The sequence below is a fragment of the Paenibacillus sp. 2RAB27 genome (assembly GCF_052115445.1).
Classification (GTDB): Bacteria; Bacillota; Bacilli; order Paenibacillales; family NBRC-103111; genus Paenibacillus_E.
The window spans coordinates 598,250-621,497 of record NZ_JBFRGR010000001.1 but is presented as its reverse complement, the minus strand read 5'-3'; the positions used below and the strand labels follow the sequence as shown (position 1 = coordinate 621,497).

Sequence of the window (23,248 nt, the reverse complement as noted above, 5' to 3'; positions counted from 1 at the left end):
TTTCCGAATTAAAAAGAGGATTACTTGTAAAAAAGACCCATAGTCCGATTCTGCCGAACTATTTACCGACTATCCTTGTTCGGAGGCTTAATTGGTGTATTTACTTGGGTTAATTCGGACTAAACACAATAAAATGAGGCGGATAGTAAGATTAATTTGGCAAATTCGAACTATTTGGTACCAGAAGCGTTATCCGTATCGTCCATACTCACAATATATTTGTAAAAAAAATTATACTATACTAGAGGAAAGCGTTACTATGAAAAATAAGGTATATGTACCGATTCTGGCAATGGGAAGAAAGGCATTCTTGCAGGATTGTATGCGCTTACGAAATCATTCTGTCATTCTAAATAAGATCGTGAGGGAGAGTAGGAATGATAAGTGGAGATAGCAAGAAACAACAGGTTTATATAAATATCTTGGTTGCCGGAGGCGGCATTTCTGGTGTTGTAGCTGCCATTGCGGCTGCGAGGAACGGTGCAAAGGTTTCGCTTTGTCAGGATCGCTCGGTACTGGGAGGCAATGCCTCTTCCGAGATCCGTATGCATATTGTCGGGGCGGCGCATTCCAAACGAGGGACAGCATTAGAAACAGAAGCAAGAGAAGGTGGCATCCTGGAAGAAATTCTTCTGGAGTGCGCTGCTCGCAATCCACAGCGAAGCGCTTCGATGCTGGATCTCCTTTTATATGAAAAGTGCAGAGCGGAACCCAACCTGACGCTAATGCTGAATACGGCCATTATTGGTGTGCGAATGGGCGGAAATCGCATTGTGTCAGCTTGGGCAACGAGGGAAAGTACGGAACATAGCTTCGAAATCTATGCGAACATATTCATGGATTGTACGGGAGATGGCCGTCTCGGCAAAGAAGCAGGAGCGCGATTCACGACAGGACGTGAGTCTTCTGAGCAATATGGAGAGTCTTTCGCTGGGGCAGTAGCCGATACGTATTGTCTCGCTTCTTCGCTGTTATTTACAGCAAGAAATATGGGTAAACCGATGGCATTCATCTCCKGGAATCTCGACGATTCATTGGTCAACATGTGTTGACGCAAAGGGATCTGGAAGAGTCCGTTCATTTCGAATGGGACTTTGAGTGTGAACGTGGTCGCGAATGATGCGGCAATCTTGTATTTGAAAAAGTGATAAGCAATATATGGTAACGTGTGTAAACCATCTAGCACAAACAGCTAATCGGCTGTCTATTGTGTGGATGGTTTTTTTTGCTTCGTTCTACATGTCAGGGATCGCGATTCTTGAATATGAGTTAGCAATGTGTGACAATAGGAGAGGTAACTCAGGAACAAGTAGTAAGTGATGCAGTTTTGAAGGAGGAATTATTTTATGATAAAAACAATGAAACTTGGAACAAGTAACTTAGAAGTTCCGGTTATTGCAGTAGGCTGTATGAGAATTAACTCGCTGGACAAGCTTGAGGCTGAACGCTTCGTACAAGGGGCTATGGATATTGGAGCTAATTTCTTCGACCATGCGGATATATACGGTGGAGGGACTTGTGAGGAAATTTTCGCGGATGCCATCCAAATGAACGATGATGTACGAGAGAAGATCATTCTGCAGTCCAAATGCGGTATTCGCAAAGGAATGTTCGATTTTTCCAAAGAACATATTTTGGAATCGGTTGACAACATTTTGAAAAGGCTCAAAACGGATTACTTAGATATTCTGCTACTACATCGTCCAGATGCTTTAGTAGAGCCTGAAGAAGTTGCTGAAGCGTTTGATTTACTGGAAAGCTCAGGGAAAGTCAGACATTTCGGTGTTTCCAACCAGACGCCTCTGCAAATTCAATTGCTGAAGAAATCGGTCAAACAGCCGCTTGTAGCGAATCAATTGCAATTAAGCATTACGAATGCAACGATGATTTCAAATGGTATCAATGTGAATATGCTGAATGATTCTGCAGTGGACCGTGATGGCGGCATTCTAGATTTCTGCCGATTGAATGATATCACGATTCAGCCTTGGTCTCCTTTCCAATACGGATTCTTTGAAGGTATTTTTCTTGATAACGAGAAATTCCCAGAGTTGAATGGGAAGATTGATGAAATCGCAGCGAAATATGAAGTATCCAATACGACAATCGCGATTGCGTGGATTCTTCGTCATCCTGCGCGGATGCAACCTGTTACAGGGACAATGAATATCAATCGATTAATCGATTGCGCCAAAGCTGCCGATATTCAGTTGACTCGTCAAGAATGGTATGAGATATATCGTGCCGCGGGAAATGTTCTTCCTTAGTGTCTAGTGGTTGAATCGAAGCGTTCACTCCCATGGAGTGAGCGTTTTTTGTCATTTTTTTGCCCGATCTGAATAAAAGAGGCAGTTTTACCTACATGTTTTCCAGTTATTTCGAATTTTTGAGGGAATTTCTCATAAATAGCTGTAGATTTTCCAGTTCATACATAATTTGAAGCTATTAGTGGCGATTTGGTGCACATAAAAAACCAGTTAACATCTACAAAAGCGGAAGTTAACTGGTTTATTTACTATTTACTAGGAGTAACTAAGTCTTATTGGCGTTAGCTATGGTGGAACCTATTCCATATCTCGCAGGTACGTGTCATAATTTAATGGTTGGAAACTGTATCCAGTAAGGTTCGAACATAGGCATCAATACTAAACCAGCGCGTATCTATGGTAACAGGGACTTTATTTTCTACCATGTCAATAGCTTCTCTTGGATGCAGCAGATCATATCTAGGGCTGTACATTTCGGTGAACGGAGGCAGATCATCTCTTCCCTTTGGAGCAATTGGCGTGGCGCCTAGCAATTGAGCTTCGTAGAGTGCCAAAGTGAGACTACCGCCGATCGTGACAGATACCGCTGCTGTTGCTTTGGATAAAAGTTGATAATACTCAGCATGCGGCAGCCTTCCCACTTCAATGCCTAATTCTCTCCACATGGCAACTGGATAATGGGACAAAGGTGTAACAGGCGAGGCGATTACCACGCGATACCCTAACTCCATAAATTCAAACGCCAAGCGGACAGAGAGATAAGGCTGATAGAATTCATTCATGCGACCTGGGAAAACAATTAGTTTCTCCCGCTCATCTGAAGGTGTGATGCCATTTAAGGTGGCATTCACATAGTCATGGTCATAAGGAAAGCCCGCTGCGATGACTTCGACTTGTGATCCGGCAGGCAGACAACGTTTGCCCCAAGGCACCATGCTAGGATTCGTATAGAAAATAGCTTTCAATGAAGGATGACGGAAAATCCATAATGACTCTAAGTCTAGCACGTTCGTAAAAGGGTTCCAGACATCATGTTCTTGAATATACAGATGCTGGGGAACTGGACTTGCTTCTTTGATCATATCAAATAGCGTGAAGCGTGTGATCAATACGGGAGTCTGTGGGTCCTCCGGCAGTTGAGGGGAAAAGGAATACGGGACACCCGCGGAATCAAGTCCTTTTTTTAAACCGCTGAGATAATTGGGATACCACGCTGTTTGATCATTTTCGTCTACAAGTACATGTAACATGATAAGTAAGCCTCCATGGCGACTATGAATTAACTATATATGCAAAATATATCATATTTTTTCGTGGATATCATGCCTATTAACAATTGTGATATKGTAAATTAAGATAATKAGCAGGACTAGGACGGTGAGAAATAATGACAGCAATGAACGAGAGAATCTTCTTAGAATCTGGCAAGGTTCGTGATGGTCTTCCGCATGTAAGAGAAGTTATCTATGTGGGTCGTAATGGTCAGAAAGTTGAGCGGATTCAGGCGAATGTAGATGATACGATAACGAGTTTTATTTATAAACCACTTACGAACTATCCCAATAAGGGAAAAGAAGTATGGCTGCAAGCGAATTTATTCGAACGAATTCCTGAGGTGAACATCCCCAAGATCCTCTTTGCTTCTCAAGCGCTGGAGCCGGAAGAGGAATGGATGGTTTTCGAAGATTTGGGCGAATTGGAGCATAACTTCAGCAGTGAGATGATGTTGAAAACATCAGAGTTTATCCCTTATTGGCATCTCTTGCCGACATCACTTCTACCAGAAGATTTTGAGGGTCACACTCCGAAAATTCAGGAAATTCAACGTTATATTTTGACTAAGGATATGCAAACGAGGCAATTATTCGAGCGTTTAGGATTTCGAGATGAGCATATCACTTACTTTTATGAGGATATTCTACACCAGGATCATCTTGAAAATGAAATCGTCATTTCGCACGGAGATTTGTATCCGTTAAACATCGCCGAAGTGAATAATCAAGTCTATATTTTTGATTGGGAGTACGCTCATACGAATAGCGTATTCTGGGATCTGTATACGTTGATGGACATTACGAGCCCTCAATATAGGAGATTGGTCATCCAGCAGGAGTCACGTATCGCAATTCTTGCTAGATATATCTCCGTTCGTGAGAACCTTCAAACGCCTACACAAGGTAACTTCATTACGGATTATCACAAATACAGTGCGCTGTATTCCGTCTGGCTGTTACTTTTAATAGAAGAGGATATCGCCCATGAAAGATTTGAGAAATCAGCCCTTTTACAGCAGTATAAGGAAACACTTGAGATTCTAAAAATCGTTCTTAGCTATCTAAAATACACCAATGGACAATTTTTTTAAAAAAACTGCAAAATTCGACAAAATTGCTTTATAATGAGGATACAAAATGCTGTTGAGGGAGTCGTAAGCATGTTTTCATCATTAGACAAGTTCCCATTAAAAACAATATTAATTTTCTTAATCGCCATATTAAGTATGAATCTAACGTATTTTCAACATTCGAAAGTGCTTTTAAATAATCATCAAAAAGAGAAAATACAACTAGTGACTTCTACGATTTCTGCCGAACTTGGAAAGCAAAGTGAAGTAGAGGCAACTTATGATGAAATGCTGGGTCATGAACTACGAACCGCTTCGATTGTGATTCAGAAGACTTTACATCCTGATTTTCACCAAGTCACGAACGAACAGCTGGTCACCTTAGCAAAGGAATTGAATATAGAAGGGATTACATTATTCGAGAGACGAGGTGATGATTTCATTGGGGTAAGATCCTCGGATCCCAAAGAAATCAACGCAAGCTCGAAAACGTGGGGAATCGTGTATTCCGCCCAATTGCAGTTAACGGATCGCAAAAGTGTCGACGTAGGTACCGGCTTGACCCTCGAAAATTTCTGGAGTGGCCCCATTGATACAGCTTCGACGGATGCTACAAATATCAGGAAATGGGGAGAATATTACGACGGAACGACGAATTATGTTATTAATCCCTATTTGGACGTATCAAGCAGTCTTGAACACTATCGGCAAAAAGTAGGTGTTGATGCAAGTATTCAAGAGCTCCTAGAAAACAATAAAGGAAATTTAATTGAGATTGGCGTCTTAAATCCGGAAAAGATTTTTGATAAAACGCCAACACCAAATAATAGGGCTAGCTGGTATTCAGAGCGACTCTTATTAAACGGCAGCTATAAGTATAGAGACGGCATTGAAGAGAGTAAAATCAAGGAAGCGCTGACCAAGAACAGTACGGTGTTTTACAATGTTGTAATTAATGGAACGAACATTCTGAAAAGCTTTACACCGATGGTCACAACCAATCTGAAATATAAGCGTGATGACTTACCCAAAGTGGTTATGGTTGCAACCGATTACACACAGATCGAAAAAACGTTACATCAGCAGTTTCGTGAAGTTTTTATATTCATGAGCATTGTCACGCTGCTAGTCTGCGTTGTTATTATCATTCTGTATTCGATTACGCGGAAGAAGAATGAAGGAGCTGTGAAAACAGTTCAAGATGTGTATCTGGCGAATATCAATTCGATTGTTCAGTCGATCAAAGAACAGCGTCATGATATCATCAACCATATTACGACCATCTCCTGGATGATTAAATTAAAGAAATATGAAAGTCTGCAAGACTACATAGATCCTCTAATCCAAGAAGCGAAAATGATGGATAACAAAATTAAAGCGGTTGAAATTAATATTCCAGCATTAAGCGGAATTATCCAAGCGAAGTTGGCACAATCCGAAGTGCATAACATTGACATGCAGGTGGATTTTAAAAATATGGAAAATTTGCGACTCACGACGATTAAAACCACTGACTTAGTCCGCATATTAAGCAATCTAATCGATAATGCATTTGACGCGACGAATGAGTTGCCTGTCAACGAAAGAAAAATCAATGTGGAAGGGATTGTTCAAGCTAACCAACTCACGATTCAGGTACAGAATTCTTGTAATCCCGTTACTCCTGACATACACACAAGAATATTTGAATCAGGCTTCTCGACCAAACAAGGAAAGAACAATAAAGGTCTTGGCCTTCATATTATTAAGCAGTTAATTGAACGCTATAAAGGAAGTATTGATTTCACAACGCAAGAGACTGGCGTAACGTTCTCCATCGTCATTCCATTAAAACATGAAAAATAAATATTTGAATGTATAAGATTTCCTTACACTCCACATCCTAAGTTTACACCACAAGAAGGAGTGATTTACGAATGGCTAACAACAACAGTAGCAGAAGCAACACATTGCTAGTTCCACAGGCTAAAGCCGCTTTAAATCAATTGAAATATGAAGTTGCACAAGAATTAGGGATTGCCTTGCAGCCAAATGGTTATAATGGAAATCTTCTTACACGCGACGCAGGTTCAATCGGTGGTACAATCACGAAGAGACTAGTACAAATCGCTGAACAACAACTGCAAGGCTTCAACCGCTAGACCATTGGTTATAGGCAAGTTTAAAAAGACATCAATCACTCTTTCTACTCGGGTGATCTGGCGTCTTTTTTTTCTTTACAAATGCAATCGTTTAGGGAATTATGTAAGTTGAGACTATGTTAAAATGAGAGGAAGCAACTATGATTTTACCTGGAATTGTATCCGTGACATTTCGTGAAAGATCAGCAATTGAAATACTCGAATTAAGCAGCCAATGTGGGCTAAAAGCAATTGAATGGTCGGAGAATGCGCATGTTCAACCTGGGGATGAGGTCGAAGCACACAATCTGTACACAAGAACAATCGATTCCGGCATGCAGGTAGCCGCATATGGTTCTTATTTTCGATTGCTTGCAAACCAACAACCTGAGCAAGTTTTTCGAGAGAGTTTGATTGCTGCGAAAGCTTTGCATGCTCCGCTCATTCGCATTTGGGCAGGAGCAGTACCCTCTTCGGCAGCTGACTCCGATTATTATGCTCGCCTTGCTAAAGAAGCTACACATATCGCTGAAATGGCTGCTGCAGAAGGTATAAAAGTTGCGCTTGAGTGGCATAGAGGGACACTAACGGACACGAATCAATCGTCTATGCGGCTATTGGATGAGGCAGATCATGCCAATCTGTATTGCTTGTGGCAGCCAACACCGGAGCTATCCGTAAAGGAACGTTGTGAAGGTCTGCATGAATTAGCGGCGCGAAAGAAGCTGTTAAACCTTCACGCTTATTATTGGGAAGGCGATATTCGCAGACCATTTGCTGAGGGGATTCACGAGTGGTCTCAGTACTTGGCGCAGATTGGTAGCCATGAAGACCGCTATATGTTAATGGAGTTTGTTATGGGGGACACAGTTGAACAATTTAGAACAGATGCCGCAGCATTCCAGCAATTATTACATGATTTATCTTAGCGTCTTAAACGTTTAAAAACGGAGCATCGCGATAAGCGAGCTCCGTTTTTTTTCCATTTTCACATACATCTTTAACAATTAGGATTGTAGTTACCTAACAATTATAGGCTAAAGTGAGTGTATTGAACGAAGTTATAACCGGTTACAACCAACTGGATAGGGGAGAGAAGTATGACTCAGAACTTGCAAAATTTATTACTGGACAGCGTCCGAGTATCAATTGGCAACATGCTACCGCAATCATTAGATCAAACCGAAGTTCGTATAAGTAATGAACCGATCCGTAAGGATGAAATTGGCGTCTCCATCAATTTCACGAATAGTGAGTATTGTATGATTTTAGATGGGCAACGTGTCGTATTTAGTCGAATGAGCGAAGCGATTTTTGGAATGTACATGGAAGGTGAAATGCTGGATAGCTGTGTGAGCGAAATTGCCAATATTATTGCAGGCAGAACCACCACGATCCTTGGTGAACAAGGTGTTGCACTGGATATTACGCCACCGTCTTTATTGGAGGAAAATTACCATTTTGACTCTCAGACTAACAAGCTGATGCTGCCCATTTCCATTCAGACAGTTGGAGATATCCGCGTCGTTTTAATGAAAGAGTATTGATAAGAGGAGTGAGGGATCATGGCAAAAATATTAATCGTAGATGATGCAGCTTTCATGCGTATGATGTTAAAGGATATTTTGACGAAAGGCGGACATGATGTTGTTGGTGAAGCGGAAAATGGTCTAGTAGCTATCCAGAAGTATCAGGAGCTTAAACCGGATATAGTAACGATGGATATCACGATGCCTGAGATGGAAGGCGTAGAAGCAGTTAAGGAAATTAGGAAAAAAGATGCGAATGCCAAAATTGTGATGTGCTCAGCCATGGGGCAGCAAGTCATGGTCGTACAAGCAATTCAGGCTGGAGCCAAGGATTTCATCGTCAAGCCATTTCAAGGTGATCGTGTTCTGGACGCCATACGCAGAGCTATATAATACATAAAGAAGTACGCTCATCCTTCGCTGAATTTAGCAGAAGGAGGGGCGTTTTTTTGTTCGCTTTTTTACGTGGATATTCAATGTGACTGGGTTAAAAGTCTTGTATTTGCAAGGATAAAATTAGGTCTTAAGACTTAATTTCGTGATAAAATCCTTACAAATTAGGACTTTTCTAATCACTTTAACCTAAAATTCTGACAATCATTAGCTAATTATTAGTAAAAAACATGTTTAGCTAAAATCCGAAATAGAAGTTTCACAACAATTCATCGGTAAGATTAGGATATTGAGAAGTAAAAAATTTTGTTAGGGAATTGCGAGGGACCTACAACAATGAATCTAATCCACTACTATCGCGAGCAATTTCTCGAATTAATATCACAATTCGAGCCGAATTGGGAGGAGGAGCCATTTTATCAATTAGGATTTCGATGGAACGCGTTTACGACGAATATGTATAAAGAATTTTTTCAGATGACACAAATGCCAAATGAAACATTGTACTTAATGTATGCCATTGAACTTCCTGAGAAATACAAGAACACGAATATAAGTGAAGTTGTTAAGAGTGTATCTTCTTCCTACGAGCTTTCTATGTATTATTTCACGGATAAGATTCTTTTAACATCCTGTATCTCGATTGAAAATTTACAACAAACATCATTAGGTTTTTTAAATCAAGCACGTGGGGAAATCATTGATCTTGTGTTCTCAGCGATTCAATTAAAAGACATGTAACCAATACTTAGGGGGATTTAATGATGAAGGCAACAATTAGAATGAAATTATTAGCAGGATTTATCCTTGTACTCGTACTCACATTTACAGTTGGGCTAGTGGCTATTATGAGTATGAATGCCATTCAAAAATCAGCAGTAAATGTTCAGGGAAATTGGCTGCCTAGTATTCTCAAGATTGATCAAATTATGTAAAAAGTAGATATTTCCCGAGCGATGCCAAGTGGCAATCGCTTTTTTTCGATATAGCTTCTGGCAGGTGCTGCTAGGGGGGGGGGGCATCCAAATAACTGGAAAAACTCCATCTATATTTCAGTTATTAGCCTAATTTTTAAGTTTTAATGGAAAATGTACAGCTAATTCTCAGGATTTGAGTGGTTTCGAAGTATTCCATTCGAATTACATGTATATTTTACAGTTAAATGGAATTATTCAAGATTTCAGGTGAAAATAACTGTATCTTATCCATTTATTTCCTAATAAAATGAAAGAAATTTGTTCAATCCCCCTCTATGTTCTCCCCCCATTGTCAACTATACTGAACTCAAAATTGAATTGGCGGGCACATACAACATGAGTAAATATACTAGCGAGATGCCAGGCTGTTGAGACAAAGGGAGGGATGGCAAGGAAGTTGGATTGTTATTGAGCACACATGCAAGTAAGTCGTTTTATTTTCGCACAAAAGTTAAGCGCTTACAATTAGGGGGAGGCTAGGATCATGGAATTATTTATGAAAAAGGGTAAAAGGTTAAGTGCATTCGTCATAACCATTATGATGATGTTCTCTTTATTGATAATGCTTGTACCGGCAACCGTATTTGCTGCAAATACAACTTACTATGTCGACGCTGGCAACGGCAGTGATTCAAACAATGGCACAAGTACGGCAACGGCGTGGAAAACATTGACGAAAGTAAATAGCACAACGTTCCAGCCTGGCGATCGTATTTTATTTGAGGCCGGAAATACCTGGGTGGGTCAGTTATATCCGAAAGGCTCGGGTATATCAGGGAATCCAATCGTCATTGATCAGTATGGCACAGGAGCCAAACCAAAGTTTCAGGGCCAAGGTGCGGTGAAGGCTACCGTATATTTGTACAATCAGCAGTATTGGGAAATTCACAATCTAGATATTAGTAACCAAACAACCGGTTTCGTAGGTGATCTTCGAGGTGTACATATTACAGGAGCAGATATTGGAACGCTCAATTACTTCCGTTTAGATGGGCTCAATGTTCATGATGTAAGTGGTGAAGTCAATTGGATTGGCGGCGATGTGGCCGATAATGCAACAGGCATCACTTTCCAGACAGGGTGGGATCGTTCCAAGCGAACTGGCGGCATTGTATTCGATATGTCATCGAACGTGCTTGCTCCGGCCGCAGCAACCGTAAAGAGCAAATTCAACGATGTGATCATTTCCAATTGTTCCATTAAGGACACTTCTTTTGGGGGGATTATTCTCAAGCAATATACGGGGGATGGAAAAGATAACAATGGGAATACCTCCGTTTCGGTAGGTTGGGGTGTTCGCAGCTCCGCTTCGGATACGAATTGGGTTCCTTTTACGAATATTACGATTAAGAATAACTTCATTAGCCAAGCCAACACGATCTATGGTTGTAATGGTATTTATTTGACAGATGTTAAAGGAGGGTTGATTGAGAGTAATGTCGTTGCGGCTGCGGGAACTTCCGGGATTGAAACCTACTATGCGGATGATGTTATTATTCAGAAGAATGAGACGTATGGTGTGGTAAAAAAAGCCGGTGGTGCCGATTACAACGGCATCGATACGGATAAAGGTACGACGAAACAGGTCGTCCAATACAATTACATTCATGGCAATGGGGATGGGATCCTGCTATGTCAATTCAGCTTTGGCGACTCCATCATCCGATACAATGTGATTACAGGTAATTCGAGATATCAAATTTATCTCCATTCCGATTCGGCTGCGACCTCGCAAATTTATAATAATACGATCTACAATACGAATAGCACGTATTTGATTTATGGTTACGGGTCCTATATTAATGCTAGCTATCATATAAGAAATAATATTCTGGATTCGACACAGAGTTCAGCGGTGCTAACAACTGGCGGAGGGATTGCCTATAATACGAATAGTTACTATGGGACTGGGCTTACGGTTCCAGCTGGAGATGCGAATCCGAAAACAGGTGATCCGAAATTAGTGAATCCAGGAACTGGCGGAACGGGAACAGAAGCGAGTGGACCCGCAATGAGCACATTAGGTGGCTATAAGCTTCAAACGAGTTCTCCGATCATCAATCAAGGCGTTACGATTGCGTCCAACKGTGGACTTGATTTCTGGGGAGATACCTTATACACAGGCGCAGCAGATATTGGTGCTGATGAAACACAGGTTACGGGTGGCAGTACTGGACCTACTTACTTGGTAAATGATACGTTCGATGCTGTGGCTACTGGCAGTGCTCCAACAGGTTGGACCATTGCCAACGGCACGAGTCCGAATGCAATTACCGTGCAAGCCGTGCCAAGTGCAACCGATAAGAGCGTGCAGATCAGCAAGCCGACAGCATCGGCCAAAACCTCTATGTCCAAATCGTTTGGAGCTACAAGCGGTACAATCACGATGGAGGCTAGAGTTAAACGAAGTGAAACTACGTCATGGTGGTGCTTGCCATACCTCTATGACAGCACTGGTGTCGTAGCTGAATCGATCGCCATGGATACAGGGAATATCAAAGCGAACGTTAATGGGACTTGGACGAACATTCAAGCCTTCACGGCGAACACCTGGTATGACTTCAAAGTCGTGCTAGATACGAATACCGATAAATTTGATTTCTATGTTAATGGCACGTTGAAGCTATCCCAAGCAACAATGAGAGCAGCAGTAGCGAATGTGTCAAAGATCGAATTCTATGCGGATAACTCACAAACGGGCACAACGAATGTAGACATTGTAAAAGTATATACGCCATAACGATTAGTATTGTTGAAATCCCGAATTGCCGGAGACGGTGATTTGGGATTTTTTGTGCGAAGTGAACCCGAATGATTGGAATAGTGAAAGAGAATCGTTCATTTACCTACTGGTATTGATGGGAAAATCGATCTTATAATATGGCATATCGAAATTAAGAGGAGGTCACACATGTTGCTTCAGCCCAAAAGATTGAAATGGTCATCCTTGATCCTCGCCATTGTACTCGTGTTTGGAATTGTAAGTTCTCTGCTTCCGGTATCTCGTGTTCAGGCGTCACCCGTCACGGGGATGATCTACTATGTAGATGCGACAGGAGGTAATGATTCGCATACAGGTACAAGTGAAGGCACAGCTTGGAAAACGCTAGAAAAAGTAAACGCTACCACTTTTCAACCTGGGGATCAGATTTTGCTTAAATCAGGTGAAGTTTGGGAAGGTCAGTTATGGCCCAAGGGCTCAGGTAGCCCAGGCAAGCCGATTATCGTTGATCAATATGGCAGCGGGAGTAAGCCTGCCATACAAGGGAAAGGCTTGGTAGAAGATGCGGTTCGTTTATTCAATCAGGAGTATTGGGAGATTCATCATTTAGACGTATCCAATGCTAAGCCAGCAACGGCTACACCAGGTGAGAACCTTGGTGATTACAGGGGCATTCATATCTCTGGTGATAATAGTTCAACATTGGATTATTTCCGTATCGTAGCTGTCGATGTTCATGATGTAACAGGACAAATCAACTGGATTAGCGGTACACAGCCAGTTCCACCACAGCCAGGCATCCGTTTTAAAACAGGCTGGGACGGCTCCAAAAAAACAGGAGGCATCGTGTTCGACACAACTGTGCCGAATATATTTAGTCCCCCTAGTCAAGCGACTGTTATTAATGATGTAATTGTGGAACAATCCACAATTACGAATACTTCTTTTGCGGGTATTACATTTAAGCAATACACAGGGGATGGAAAGGATGCGGATGGGAATACCATTGCCGTATCAACGGGCTGGGGCGAGCGTGCCAATGGGACCGATCCGAAATTCACACCGCATACCAATATTATAATTAGAGACAATTATATAACGCAGAAAGATACGGCATATGGCTGTAATGCGATGTATTTGACAGATATAAGAGGCGGACTTGTTGAAAATAATGTCGTCTATAAGGCAGGAACCTCAGGGATTGAAATGTACTATGCAGATGATATCGTCGTGCAGCACAATGAGGTTTATGAGACTACGCAAAAAGCGGGCGGAGCCGATTCCAATGGGATTGATCCGGATAAAGCGACAACAAAAATACTCATTCAATATAATTATATTCATGATAATGGAGATGGCATTCTAATCTGCCAATTTTCATTCGGCGATACCGTGATTCGTAACAATGTGATTAAAAGCAACACCAGATACCCCATATATCTGCATTCAGATAAGAAGGCGATAGCCGAGGTGTATAACAACACCATTTATAATGATAAAAGTAATTATTTGATCTATGGCTATGGCACTTCCTTAGACGCAACCTACAACATTCGTAATAATAATCTGTACACGACACGTGCAGGAGCGACAATAACTACTAGTGGAACAACGTTCTACGAGAATAACAACTATTTTGGTACTGGATTAATGATTCCTACTAGTGATACCAAGGCCCTACAAGTAGATCCTAAATTTGTTAGCACGGTGAGTGGCCCCTCTGGAACAATCGAAACAGGACCAAGGTTGGATTCAGCGCTGGGTTTTCGTTCAAAATCAGGTTCAGCGATGATTAATGCCGGAATGGCGATGCCGAACAACGGTTCGAAAGACTATGCGGGTAAAACGCTGTATAACGGACTCCCGGATATCGGGGCATTTGAATATTACACAGAAGCAGACAGCCCAACAGAATCAGTGAACGGAAAAGTAAAGGATGGTTCTGGCAAAGCAGTTGCTGGAGCGAAGGTATCCATGGTTGTTAATACGGTGAGTTATACGGCAACCAGTGATGCGAAAGGCTCGTTCGTGATTGCGGATGTACCGTTAGCTACGGGAGTAGAGCTTAAAACTGAAAAAACGGGTTATACGACGACGACCTCGACAATCGCGATTCAACCACCGAATATGACGACGTTGGATATTGTCATTACTTCCACAAGTCCTTATGGCAGTCTACGTGGAACCATTTTGGATGAGAAGATGTCCGCTCTTGAGGGAGTTTCTGCCAAAGTCATGTATGAAGGTGAGGAAATTGCAAGCGGAGCAACCGATCATACAGGCATTTTGCAATTAGGTCAGGTGCCGATCGGCGAGAATTACACAATTGTGCTTTCGAAAGCAGGTTACTTTACGGTTTTCAAAGGTAATGTCAGCATTACACCGGAGAGTCTCACGGATATTGGCAAAGTGCTGCTATCGAGCAAACAACCGCAAGTGCTGTACAATCATACATTTAATAGTCTTTCGACAGGAACATTGAGCTCGGGAAATAATTTGACAATCAGCGCCAGTGGCGGAAGTGTTGAGGTCGCTGAGGTCCCTAGTGTGTCAGATAAAAGTGTCCTCTTAACGAGAAGCAGCAACTCTGGAAGTACTAGTTTGTCTCAAACTTTTGCTACACCACTAACAGGGATTGTCACCATTGAAGCCGATTTGAAACGAAAAGACACGTATGTTAACGGGAATAACTGGATTAGCTTGCCCTATGTGTATGGCAGTACGAATCTAACGAACCCTGGCATTAGCTTTGCTTTTGATAAAGGCATAATGAAGGGATATAAAGGTACAACGACGACTGATTTTATGAAGTATGTTGTTGGCCAATGGTATAACATGCGTATGGTGATCGACATGGCTGCACAGAGTTTCGATCTATACATCGATGGTCTTAAAATAGTAGACCGTGCCCCATACCGAATCGCCATGGCGGATATTAAGAAAATTGATTTTTATGCGAACAGTACCAATTATGGCAGTGTGTATATCGATAATGTCCGCGTCACGCAAGGGATTGGTTACTCGAAGACAGACGCAACCCTTGCAGAGTTATCGAGTGATGCAGGAACATTAACACGTCTGGATGAAACACATTACGCGATACAAGTGCCGAGTAATGTGGAGCAGGTGAATCTGACACCTGTAGCTAGCAGTCCTAATGTAAAATCAATTCTTGTAAACGGTGTACCTGTTGGAAGTGGTAATAGCTCTGATTCCATTGCTTTAACTGGAGATGACACGGACATTCCCATTGTTGTAACAGCAGAAGATAATCTGACAACGGCAACCTATACCGTTTCGATTCATCGGATCTCTGCTCAGGTCGATGCATCTTTACAAGGACTACTTGTGAATGGTGGTACATTATCACCTGATTTTGATCCGAACATAACGCTATATCAAATCAATGTACCCTATGACATTCATGGCCTCACACTCGTTCCGACTGCAGGCAACAGCCAAGCGGATATCACGATCAATGGAAAAACGGTGTTAAGTGGTGCAACTTCAGAAGTAATTCCATTAGTGGAAGGACAAAATCTCATTGTCGTTTATGTAGTTTCACCTGATGGAACTGCAAACGAAACGTATGAGATTGGCGTTCACAGGGCCAATAGTCCTTATGGTCAAATATCAGGAACAGTCAAGGATCAAAGTAACCATAATGTATTTGGTGCTCATGTAACGCTTTCTAAACTTGGCGACTCAAGAACTACGATAACAGATGCGTCTGGTACATTTACCTTCTCTGACGTGGTGCCTGATACAGAATATACGATTACAGCACAAAAAGCAGGCTATGACGAAGCTACGACGGGGAATGTCACTGTGACAGTTGGACAGACTACGTTGGTTAACGCAATGTTCTTGCAAGCACACGGAGCTATTGCATCTTTAACAGGCGTCGCAGAAGCGACACCAGGCCAATCGATGCAATCTACTTTCCAAATTAACAATGTGTCGAGCAGTGTGTACTCGGCCGTGTATTCGGTTGACCTCATCGTGGGCTTTGATTCAACAAAGCTGCAGTGGATATCCACACTTCCAAGCTCATCGCAATTGCAAATAATACAGGCTGATCAAGCAACTGAGGGATCACTTACGATAAAAGTGTTGATGGCGGATGTCAATCAAGCTATCCCGCCTGATACCGATCTCTTCGTTGTAAAGTGGAAGGTAAAAGACTTAGCTCCCGCAGGTGAAACAGTAATCCGATTAGCGAAATCAGATGTAACGAATGGTCGGGGAGATCTATTTCAAGCGACGGCTTCAGAACATGCGCTTGAGATCAAACGGGTAGTGATTGTAGATCCTGATCCGAGACCAGATCCAGATCCAACCACAGATCCATCACCAGATCCAGATCCGGTTACGAAGCCAGACACGGGAACGAATACGACGAAAGACCCGTCCCAACTTTTGTTAGAGTCGAACGACCAAGGGATTGCTATGCTTACGAAAGCTAACTTAGAAAGCGCTATTCAATCTACACAAGATGATTCCAATGGCAAAAAAGTGATCGTTGTTAACTTGAAATCCAACAACTCATCCTTAGATCAATTTGGCCTGCTGCTCTCAGCTGAGCTGTTGAAGGCGAAGGAGCATGCATTTGAACTTAAGCTTCAATCGGAGTTAGGCACTATTGTGATCTCTGATCAAATGCTGAATGGTCTCAACAATCTAGGTGACATGGTGGAAATTCGCTTAAAGAAAGCTAACTCGATTGATAATCATCCTGTTTACGACATACAGCTGCTAGCGAATGGAGAGTCGATTGCTTGGCATAATCCAGAAGCACCAGTAACGATTCAGATTCCTTATTTGCCTTCACGAGAAGAAAAGCAGAATCCGGATCACATTGTCGTTTTTTATGTCAATCCACAAGGACAGATGATCCCTGTACCGAATGGGCATTATGACGTACAGTCAGGTCAAGTCATCTTTACTACTAAACATTTTAGTCAGTATACAATTATGTATAAGAGTCCGACTTTCACCGATCTAGCTTCAGTGAAATGGGCACAAGCGTCGATTGAAACACTTGCAGCCAAGGGAGTTATTGAAGGTAGAAATGTACAGGAGTTCGACCCACAAAGCAGCATTACACGAGCAGATTTCATTGTTCTATTGATGCGAGCACTAGATCTTTCAGCGCGAACAGTAGATGCCTTCACAGATGTTGACAGCAGTAACTATTATTTCAATGCGCTCACCAATGCCAAGGCATATGGCATTACAACGGGTACAGGAAATAACCTTTTTGAACCGACGAAACAGATCACGCGTGAGGATACGATGGTACTGACCGCAAGGGCACTTCAAGTAAGTAAGCAGCTTCCTAGTCGTCCAAGTTCAATAGAGGTAAAACTAGACTACACAGATGCTTCCGACATTTCTGACTACGCCAAAGGCAGCATTGCAGCCCTTACCGCCAAAGGCTTTGTTCAAGGTGATGAAACAGGCATTCATCCGAAGCAGGAGCTCTCCCGCGCACAGGCGGCGGTTCTGATTCATCGGATTGTAGTGAATAAGTAATCGTATAGAGGCAAGACCCAGGGCGAAAGTGCTCTGGGTCTTCTTTTTTTACTGTGAAATAGTGAAAGAACTTCATTCGATGCGCAATGTAACTAATCGGAGATGCCTTTTATAATAAACCTATAAGATAACAAGCGAATCTCGTAGCGCTTTGAACAGGGAGTGGAATGATTAATGGAAAGCACCGTGGAGCAAACAGACCGTTTGCTTGCAAAACCGAAGAAAAAGAAAATCCCGTTTCTTAGCCGATGGGAGTCTCCCGTGGCCGGATACCTCTTTTTGTCCCCGTGGCTGATTGGTTTTTTCCTGTTAACACTAGGGCCAATCTTGATGTCCTTGTATTACTCGTTTACGGACTACTCCTTGCTGGATGCACCGCATTGGCTTGGGGCACAGAACTACAAGCATATCGTGATGGAGGATGATACCTTCCGCGAGTCCATCAAGGTAACCTTACTATTCGTCGTATTCTCCGTACCGCTGAAGCTCGTTACAGCTCTGTTGGTGGCGATGCTGCTGAATAAGAAAATCAGAGGGATTTCCTTCTATCGGACGATGATCTACTTCCCATCATTGATTGGGACGAGTATCGCAGTGTCGATTCTATGGAAAAATATTTTCAGCAAAGACGGCTTTATTAACCAAGCCTTAGCACTTGTTGGCATTCAAGGGAAGTCATGGATTGCTGACCCTGACACTGCGTTAGGGACACTAGTACTTCTTATTGCGTGGCAATTCGGATCGGCCATGATTATTTTCCTTGCCGGACTGAAACAAATTCCAACGGATTTGTATGAAGCTTCCTCTGTAGATGGCGCTAGCAAGGTACGACAATTTTTCACGATCACGCTGCCGATGTTGTCTCCGATTATTTTGTTCAACTTTGTGCAATCAACGATTAATTCCTTCCAGATGTTTACACAGGCATTTATCATCACCAATGGGGGGCCAGTAAATTCAACGTATGTATACGTCATGTACTTGTATGAGCGAGCGTTCTCGAAGTTTCAAATGGGCTATGCCTCAGCGCTAGCTTGGATTTTACTGGTCATTATTGCAGCGGTAACCGCGCTTATTTTCGCAACCTCTAAATACTGGGTTTACTATGAGACGCAAGGAGGGAAGGGGAAATGATGGCAAGACGCCAAGGTTTGACCCATCTTTTATTACTAATTTCAAGCATCATTATGATGTATCCCGTTTTCTGGTGGTTAGGCGCTTCGCTCAAAACGAATGATGAGATGCGCTCGCCGAATTTATTTCCCGAAACATTCCGTTGGGCTAATTACACCGAAGGCTGGGTATCAGTACCTAACTATGACTTCAGTGTATTTTATATCAATAACTTTCAGTTAATTATTGGCGTATTATTCACAAGTATCGTATCTTGTTCACTAGTTGCGTTTGCTTTCGCCCGACTAGACTTCCCGCTTCGTAAGCTCTGGTTCGGTATCCTGCTGGTGACGTTAATGCTTCCGACGCAAGTAACGATCGTACCTCAGTATGTATTATTCAGTAAATTTGATTGGATTAATACGTATTTACCATTCTATGTCCCTCATTTGCTCGCAGGCGGCGTGGGAGGCCCCTTCTTTATCTATTTGCTAGTGCAATTTATTCGTTCCATTCCGAAAGAGTTGGATGAGTCTGCGAAAATAGATGGATGCTCTTGGTTCGGAATTTACTGGCGCATTATCATTCCATTGACCAAGCCTGCACTGGTTACTGTCGCCATTTATTGTTTCCTTTGGAACTGGGATGATTTCTTTGGTCAATTACTGTATATCAATTCCGTCGATAAATACACGGTTAACTTAGCCTTGAAGCTGTTCATTGATTCTGCAGGAACGGTGCCGTGGGGGCAAATGTTAGCCATGTCCTTAGTCTCTGTTATGCCTGCCGTGATCATTTTCTTCATCGCTCAGAAGCATTTCGTCGAAGGTATTGCTTCGGGTGCTTTAAAAGGATAAGCTTAGGATTGACTAGGAAAGCTGCTGCATTTGCTGCGGCTTTCTTTGCATAAGAGCTTAGTTTGAATCATACGGAGGGCAGAGACATGCTGCAAAATCCATTCAAAACATATCGCATTATCGCGGTTTATTTCTTCAGCTCAGCCGTCATTATTGCCATGCTGATCGGCATTGTTATTGCCGTTAGTTACTCGGGGACTTCGAGTGAAATTGCTTCCAATACTTCTTTTTATCAGCAGCGCTTGCTGAATGAATTGAGCAAAAAAATGAGCACAAGCTTAATTGGTATTGAGCAGACCTCGGGAACCTCGGCTAAGAATGTCGATCTCCTATACGGCCGATTACGAGATAAGGACGCTTATGAGCGCCTGCAAATCGAGACGGATCTGCAGAGTCAATTGAACTATCTTGTCTTCGGCACACCAATTCTGCAATCGATCCATGTCTATTCGGATTACCCGTTTACATCGGACACCCAAGGTCCTGTTACGTTCTTCCAGATGTCGCAATTAGATAAGGAAGCATGGTATCCAAGTATTCTAGACACGGACAGCGCTTGGCTTGGCGAGCACAAAATCATGTCCAATGGACGAGAAGAATCGGTGATAAGTTTCGCCCGTAAGGTCATCAATAATAGCAACCAGTATTACAGCTTGATGGTTTTCAATATTAAAGTATCGAGCATTCGGCATCTGATTTCAAGTGAAGACGATACGACCAATATGGCGTTACTTGATGCAGCAGGCAGATTGATTACGCATTCTGGCAACAGCAGCAAATTGCAGCAAGCGACACTCACATTGAAGGGGGAGTTGGATAAGCCAAGCGGTTCCTTACGTGTGGAGGATGATTTCTTCGTTTGGGCCAAATCACCAGATTCCCAGTGGACTCTCTTTGAGGCAAGCTCTTGGGGTGAAATGACCAAAGGCAGTAAAAGCATGGCGAAGCTCTTCCTTCTTCTTGGAGCTACCTCGATTGTGCTCGTGCTGCTGCTTACCTTATTCTTATCCCGCAGATTCATGAGACCGATGAATCAATTGATTCGAGCCATGGGGCAGTATTCACCAGGGGAAGATCAAGGTTTACCAACCGACTATAAGAATGAGTTTGGGAAATTATTTCATGGGTATCGTAAGTTAACACAACGTATCGAAGACCTCTATGAATCTCTGCGGGAGCAGCATGTGCAGCAGCGGGCAGCAGAGCTGAAATCGTTGCAAATGATGATCAATCCTCATTTTCTATATAATACGCTTGATCAGATTAACTGGACGGCGATCGAGGCGGGGCAGAATAAGATCAGCTCTATGCTCGCGCAAGTCGCGAGTATGTTTCGTTTAGCGCTATCTAATACGAACAGTCTAGTGGCTGTGACGGAGGAAGTCGCGCACATTGAACACTATTTGAAATTTCAGCAGGTGCGTTGGGAAGATAAAATGTCATATCAAATTAAAGTGGATGAGAGTTGTAAGAACTCGCTGATGCCGAAGATTTTTCTACAGCCGTTCGTAGAAAATGCGTTTATGCATGGCTTTCATGGCGCTTCCGAAGCTGAGATAGGTATAGACATTAATCGAGATGAGAACAACTTATATGTAACCATTACGGATAATGGCAAGGGGCTCAGTGTTAATTGGCAGAACAAGCCTAGGAAGCGCGGAGGCTATGGACTTCGTAATGTGAAGGAAAGGCTGGATGCCCTATTCGGCAAGCAATATAGCTTGCAACTGAGTAACCGGGAGCAAGGCGGCGTTCAAGTTGACATTCGATTCCCACTATCAGACGAATAACCATATTTATAACATAAGGGAGTACACGAGCATGTGGAAAATAGCGATAGTGGATGATGATTTTCAGGTTTTGCGAGGTTTACGGCATATCATACCTTGGGCTGAGCTGGATGCCGAATTCGCAGGAGAGGCGATTGACGGAGAAAGTGGACTCGAGTTAATCCGTGAAGTGGAGCCTGATATCGTCATTACGGACTTATATATGCCTGGCATTAGCGGTATTGAAATGATTGAGAAACTGCGGGGGGAAGGTTTTCAAGGCAGATTTATTATTCATAGCGGTTATACTGATTTTGAGTATGCGAGGCAAGCGATTCGACTGGATGTCGACGATTATTTGAATAAACCAATAACGATTGAACAAATTCGCGAAGTTTTGTTTCGGACGATTGGACAATTAGAAGATTTCTATCTGGAAAAAATGGAGAAAAAGCGGCTTGTTCGTTTTGTTCAAAACTATGAGAAACAAATGGCCGATGAGCAGCTAGCCGCTCTGCTTAATGGTACTCTTCAGCCTAATTCGGCTGACATGAAGCTTCCCCATGTCGAAGCGTACTGGACAGATTATGATCAACAGGTCGTCGTGCTTGAACTAGTGAAGACAGACCGAGTTACGGATATCTCGGTGGCAGATTGGCATTTATTTCGCTTCGCCATGTCCAATATTACGAAGGAATTAACGCAGCAGGAATGGCCGGAATCAGCGTTTATTTGGTTATTCGGGCCGTATTCAGCACTTGTTCTGCACATTCCTCGCAGCGAAGCAGATGAGAAATCTCTTGAACGATCTGCTCGCTTCATAGAGACCTTAACAAGCAGCATGCTGCGGTATTTGGGTTTAACGGTGAAAGCGGCGGTAGGTGAACGCATAAGTAAATGGGAAGATTTGAAAAAGTCAGCAGATGTTGCTTTCGAATCATTACAAGCATTTGAACAAGGACAAGGTGCGGTGGATCTGGTTCGTTACCTGTCCCAATCTTTGCAGGAAAGCAGTGAAGAAGAGCTGTGGTCGCATATTCAGCGCTTCATTAACCGGCAAGAGGCGTCAGCCAAAGGCGGCGATCCCAAGCTATTCTATCGTGTCTTAGCTACGGAAATTTGGACGTTGCTGCAATATGCAGCACAGCAAGCTGACATGTCGATCACCCCTACGGATGAGAATGAGTTGGTTACGTCAACGGATACGATTATTCATCGTGCGGATGTAGAGAGCTTCCTGCAAGCCAAGGTGAAGAGCATTGGACTCAAGCGACAGCCAAGCGTTAACCAGAAGCATAAAGGAGCCGTCGATTTCATGCTCGGTTACATTCATGAGCATTATGCGAAAGACATTACGATGGATGAGTTGGCGGGACAGCTATTTATCTCGAAAAATTATTTGAATCAGTTGTTTAAAAAGGTGACAGGGGAAACCTTTATKAACTATGTCATTCGTGTCCGACTGGAGAAAGCGAAGGCTCTTCTCTTAGAAGGCAATTTGTTGATTTATGAAGTCTCTGAGCAGGTTGGATATCAAAATGTGCCATATTTCAGTACTCTTTTCAAGAAATATTGCGGAATTAACCCGAGTGATTTGCTGAAAAAGTAGGTTTTCTCCCCAC

General features: G+C 42.6%; 17 protein-coding genes. 16 read left to right on the top strand and 1 reads right to left on the bottom strand.

Annotation, left to right across the window (positions count from 1 at the left end):
• Positions 1–377 precede the first annotated feature (377 nt).
• Positions 378–1,052 (top strand): FAD-dependent oxidoreductase, encoded by a 675-nt coding sequence (locus AB4114_RS02875; RefSeq protein WP_441987023.1) that lies wholly within the window; start codon positions 378–380, stop codon positions 1,050–1,052.
• A 297-nt stretch (positions 1,053–1,349) separates the two neighbouring features.
• On the top strand, positions 1,350–2,267 hold the full coding sequence (locus AB4114_RS02870; protein ID WP_441987056.1) for an aldo/keto reductase: 918 nt from the start codon (positions 1,350–1,352) through the stop codon (positions 2,265–2,267).
• A 329-nt stretch (positions 2,268–2,596) separates the two neighbouring features.
• Here the strand turns inward: AB4114_RS02870 and AB4114_RS02865 are convergent, their stop codons facing one another.
• Entirely contained in the window at positions 2,597–3,517 is a 921-nt protein-coding gene (locus AB4114_RS02865; RefSeq protein WP_441987022.1) for a hypothetical protein, read from the bottom strand.
• Positions 3,518–3,654: 137 nt separating this feature from the next.
• On the opposite strand from AB4114_RS02865, the gene AB4114_RS02860 reads away from it, so the two are divergent.
• The 14 genes from AB4114_RS02860 to AB4114_RS02795 all read left to right on the top strand — a co-directional run bounded on the left by AB4114_RS02860 (position 3,655) and on the right by AB4114_RS02795 (position 23,235).
• Complete coding sequence (locus AB4114_RS02860) at positions 3,655–4,632, top strand: hypothetical protein (protein WP_441987021.1); 978 nt, start codon at positions 3,655–3,657, stop codon at positions 4,630–4,632.
• Between the two features lie 69 nt (positions 4,633–4,701).
• Positions 4,702–6,456 carry a sensor histidine kinase gene (locus AB4114_RS02855; RefSeq protein WP_441987020.1) on the top strand — a complete coding sequence of 585 codons (1,755 nt, stop codon included), beginning with the start codon at positions 4,702–4,704 and terminating at the stop codon, positions 6,454–6,456.
• A 71-nt stretch (positions 6,457–6,527) separates the two neighbouring features.
• Positions 6,528–6,752: a small, acid-soluble spore protein, alpha/beta type gene (locus AB4114_RS02850; RefSeq protein WP_441987019.1), complete on the top strand. Its 225-nt coding sequence runs from the start codon at positions 6,528–6,530 to the stop codon at positions 6,750–6,752.
• 140 nt (positions 6,753–6,892) lie between these two features.
• Complete coding sequence (locus AB4114_RS02845) at positions 6,893–7,660, top strand: sugar phosphate isomerase/epimerase family protein (protein WP_441987018.1); 768 nt, start codon at positions 6,893–6,895, stop codon at positions 7,658–7,660.
• A 171-nt stretch (positions 7,661–7,831) separates the two neighbouring features.
• On the top strand, positions 7,832–8,278 hold the full coding sequence (locus AB4114_RS02840; RefSeq protein ID WP_441987017.1) for a chemotaxis protein CheX: 447 nt from the start codon (positions 7,832–7,834) through the stop codon (positions 8,276–8,278).
• An 18-nt stretch (positions 8,279–8,296) separates the two neighbouring features.
• Positions 8,297–8,653: a response regulator gene (locus AB4114_RS02835; protein WP_441987016.1), complete on the top strand. Its 357-nt coding sequence runs from the start codon at positions 8,297–8,299 to the stop codon at positions 8,651–8,653.
• 336 nt (positions 8,654–8,989) lie between these two features.
• The gene (locus tag AB4114_RS02830) at positions 8,990–9,394 is read left to right on the top strand and encodes a hypothetical protein (RefSeq protein ID WP_441987015.1); all 405 of its coding nucleotides are present in this window, start codon (positions 8,990–8,992) and stop codon (positions 9,392–9,394) included.
• A gap of 20 nt (positions 9,395–9,414) precedes the next feature.
• The gene (locus tag AB4114_RS02825; protein WP_441987014.1) at positions 9,415–9,588 is read left to right on the top strand and encodes an MCP four helix bundle domain-containing protein; all 174 of its coding nucleotides are present in this window, start codon (positions 9,415–9,417) and stop codon (positions 9,586–9,588) included.
• A 526-nt stretch (positions 9,589–10,114) separates the two neighbouring features.
• Positions 10,115–12,370 carry a right-handed parallel beta-helix repeat-containing protein gene (locus AB4114_RS02820; protein WP_441987013.1) on the top strand — a complete coding sequence of 752 codons (2,256 nt, stop codon included), beginning with the start codon at positions 10,115–10,117 and terminating at the stop codon, positions 12,368–12,370.
• Between the two features lie 171 nt (positions 12,371–12,541).
• Positions 12,542–17,887: a carboxypeptidase regulatory-like domain-containing protein gene (locus AB4114_RS02815; RefSeq protein WP_441987012.1), complete on the top strand. Its 5,346-nt coding sequence runs from the start codon at positions 12,542–12,544 to the stop codon at positions 17,885–17,887.
• Positions 17,888–18,061: 174 nt separating this feature from the next.
• Complete coding sequence (locus AB4114_RS02810) at positions 18,062–19,021, top strand: carbohydrate ABC transporter permease (RefSeq protein ID WP_171629600.1); 960 nt, start codon at positions 18,062–18,064, stop codon at positions 19,019–19,021.
• Complete coding sequence (locus AB4114_RS02805) at positions 19,021–19,857, top strand: carbohydrate ABC transporter permease (RefSeq protein WP_171629844.1); 837 nt, start codon at positions 19,021–19,023, stop codon at positions 19,855–19,857. The genes AB4114_RS02810 and AB4114_RS02805 overlap by 1 nt, the downstream gene beginning before the upstream one ends.
• 86 nt (positions 19,858–19,943) lie before the next feature.
• Positions 19,944–21,647 carry a sensor histidine kinase gene (locus AB4114_RS02800; protein WP_441987011.1) on the top strand — a complete coding sequence of 568 codons (1,704 nt, stop codon included), beginning with the start codon at positions 19,944–19,946 and terminating at the stop codon, positions 21,645–21,647.
• 31 nt (positions 21,648–21,678) lie between these two features.
• A complete protein-coding gene (locus AB4114_RS02795) occupies positions 21,679–23,235 on the top strand; it encodes a response regulator transcription factor (RefSeq protein ID WP_441987010.1) in 1,557 nt (518 codons plus the stop codon).
• Positions 23,236–23,248: the final 13 nt, after the last annotated feature.

Excerpts from the sequence above, each read along its gene's own strand:
- AB4114_RS02865 (WP_441987022.1), bottom strand. The coding sequence starts at position 3,517 with ATGTTACATGTACTTGTAGACGAAAATGATCAAACAGCGTGGTATCCC.
- AB4114_RS02860 (WP_441987021.1), top strand. The coding sequence starts at position 3,655 with ATGACAGCAATGAACGAGAGAATCTTCTTAGAATCTGGCAAGGTTCGT.
- AB4114_RS02855 (WP_441987020.1), top strand. The coding sequence starts at position 4,702 with ATGTTTTCATCATTAGACAAGTTCCCATTAAAAACAATATTAATTTTC.
- AB4114_RS02850 (WP_441987019.1), top strand. The coding sequence starts at position 6,528 with ATGGCTAACAACAACAGTAGCAGAAGCAACACATTGCTAGTTCCACAG.
- AB4114_RS02845 (WP_441987018.1), top strand. The coding sequence starts at position 6,893 with ATGATTTTACCTGGAATTGTATCCGTGACATTTCGTGAAAGATCAGCA.
- AB4114_RS02840 (WP_441987017.1), top strand. The coding sequence starts at position 7,832 with ATGACTCAGAACTTGCAAAATTTATTACTGGACAGCGTCCGAGTATCA.
- AB4114_RS02835 (WP_441987016.1), top strand. The coding sequence starts at position 8,297 with ATGGCAAAAATATTAATCGTAGATGATGCAGCTTTCATGCGTATGATG.
- AB4114_RS02830 (WP_441987015.1), top strand. The coding sequence starts at position 8,990 with ATGAATCTAATCCACTACTATCGCGAGCAATTTCTCGAATTAATATCA.
- AB4114_RS02825 (WP_441987014.1), top strand. The coding sequence starts at position 9,415 with ATGATGAAGGCAACAATTAGAATGAAATTATTAGCAGGATTTATCCTT.
- AB4114_RS02815 (WP_441987012.1), top strand. The coding sequence starts at position 12,542 with ATGTTGCTTCAGCCCAAAAGATTGAAATGGTCATCCTTGATCCTCGCC.
- AB4114_RS02810 (WP_171629600.1), top strand. The coding sequence starts at position 18,062 with ATGGAAAGCACCGTGGAGCAAACAGACCGTTTGCTTGCAAAACCGAAG.
- AB4114_RS02805 (WP_171629844.1), top strand. The coding sequence starts at position 19,021 with ATGGCAAGACGCCAAGGTTTGACCCATCTTTTATTACTAATTTCAAGC.
- AB4114_RS02800 (WP_441987011.1), top strand. The coding sequence starts at position 19,944 with ATGCTGCAAAATCCATTCAAAACATATCGCATTATCGCGGTTTATTTC.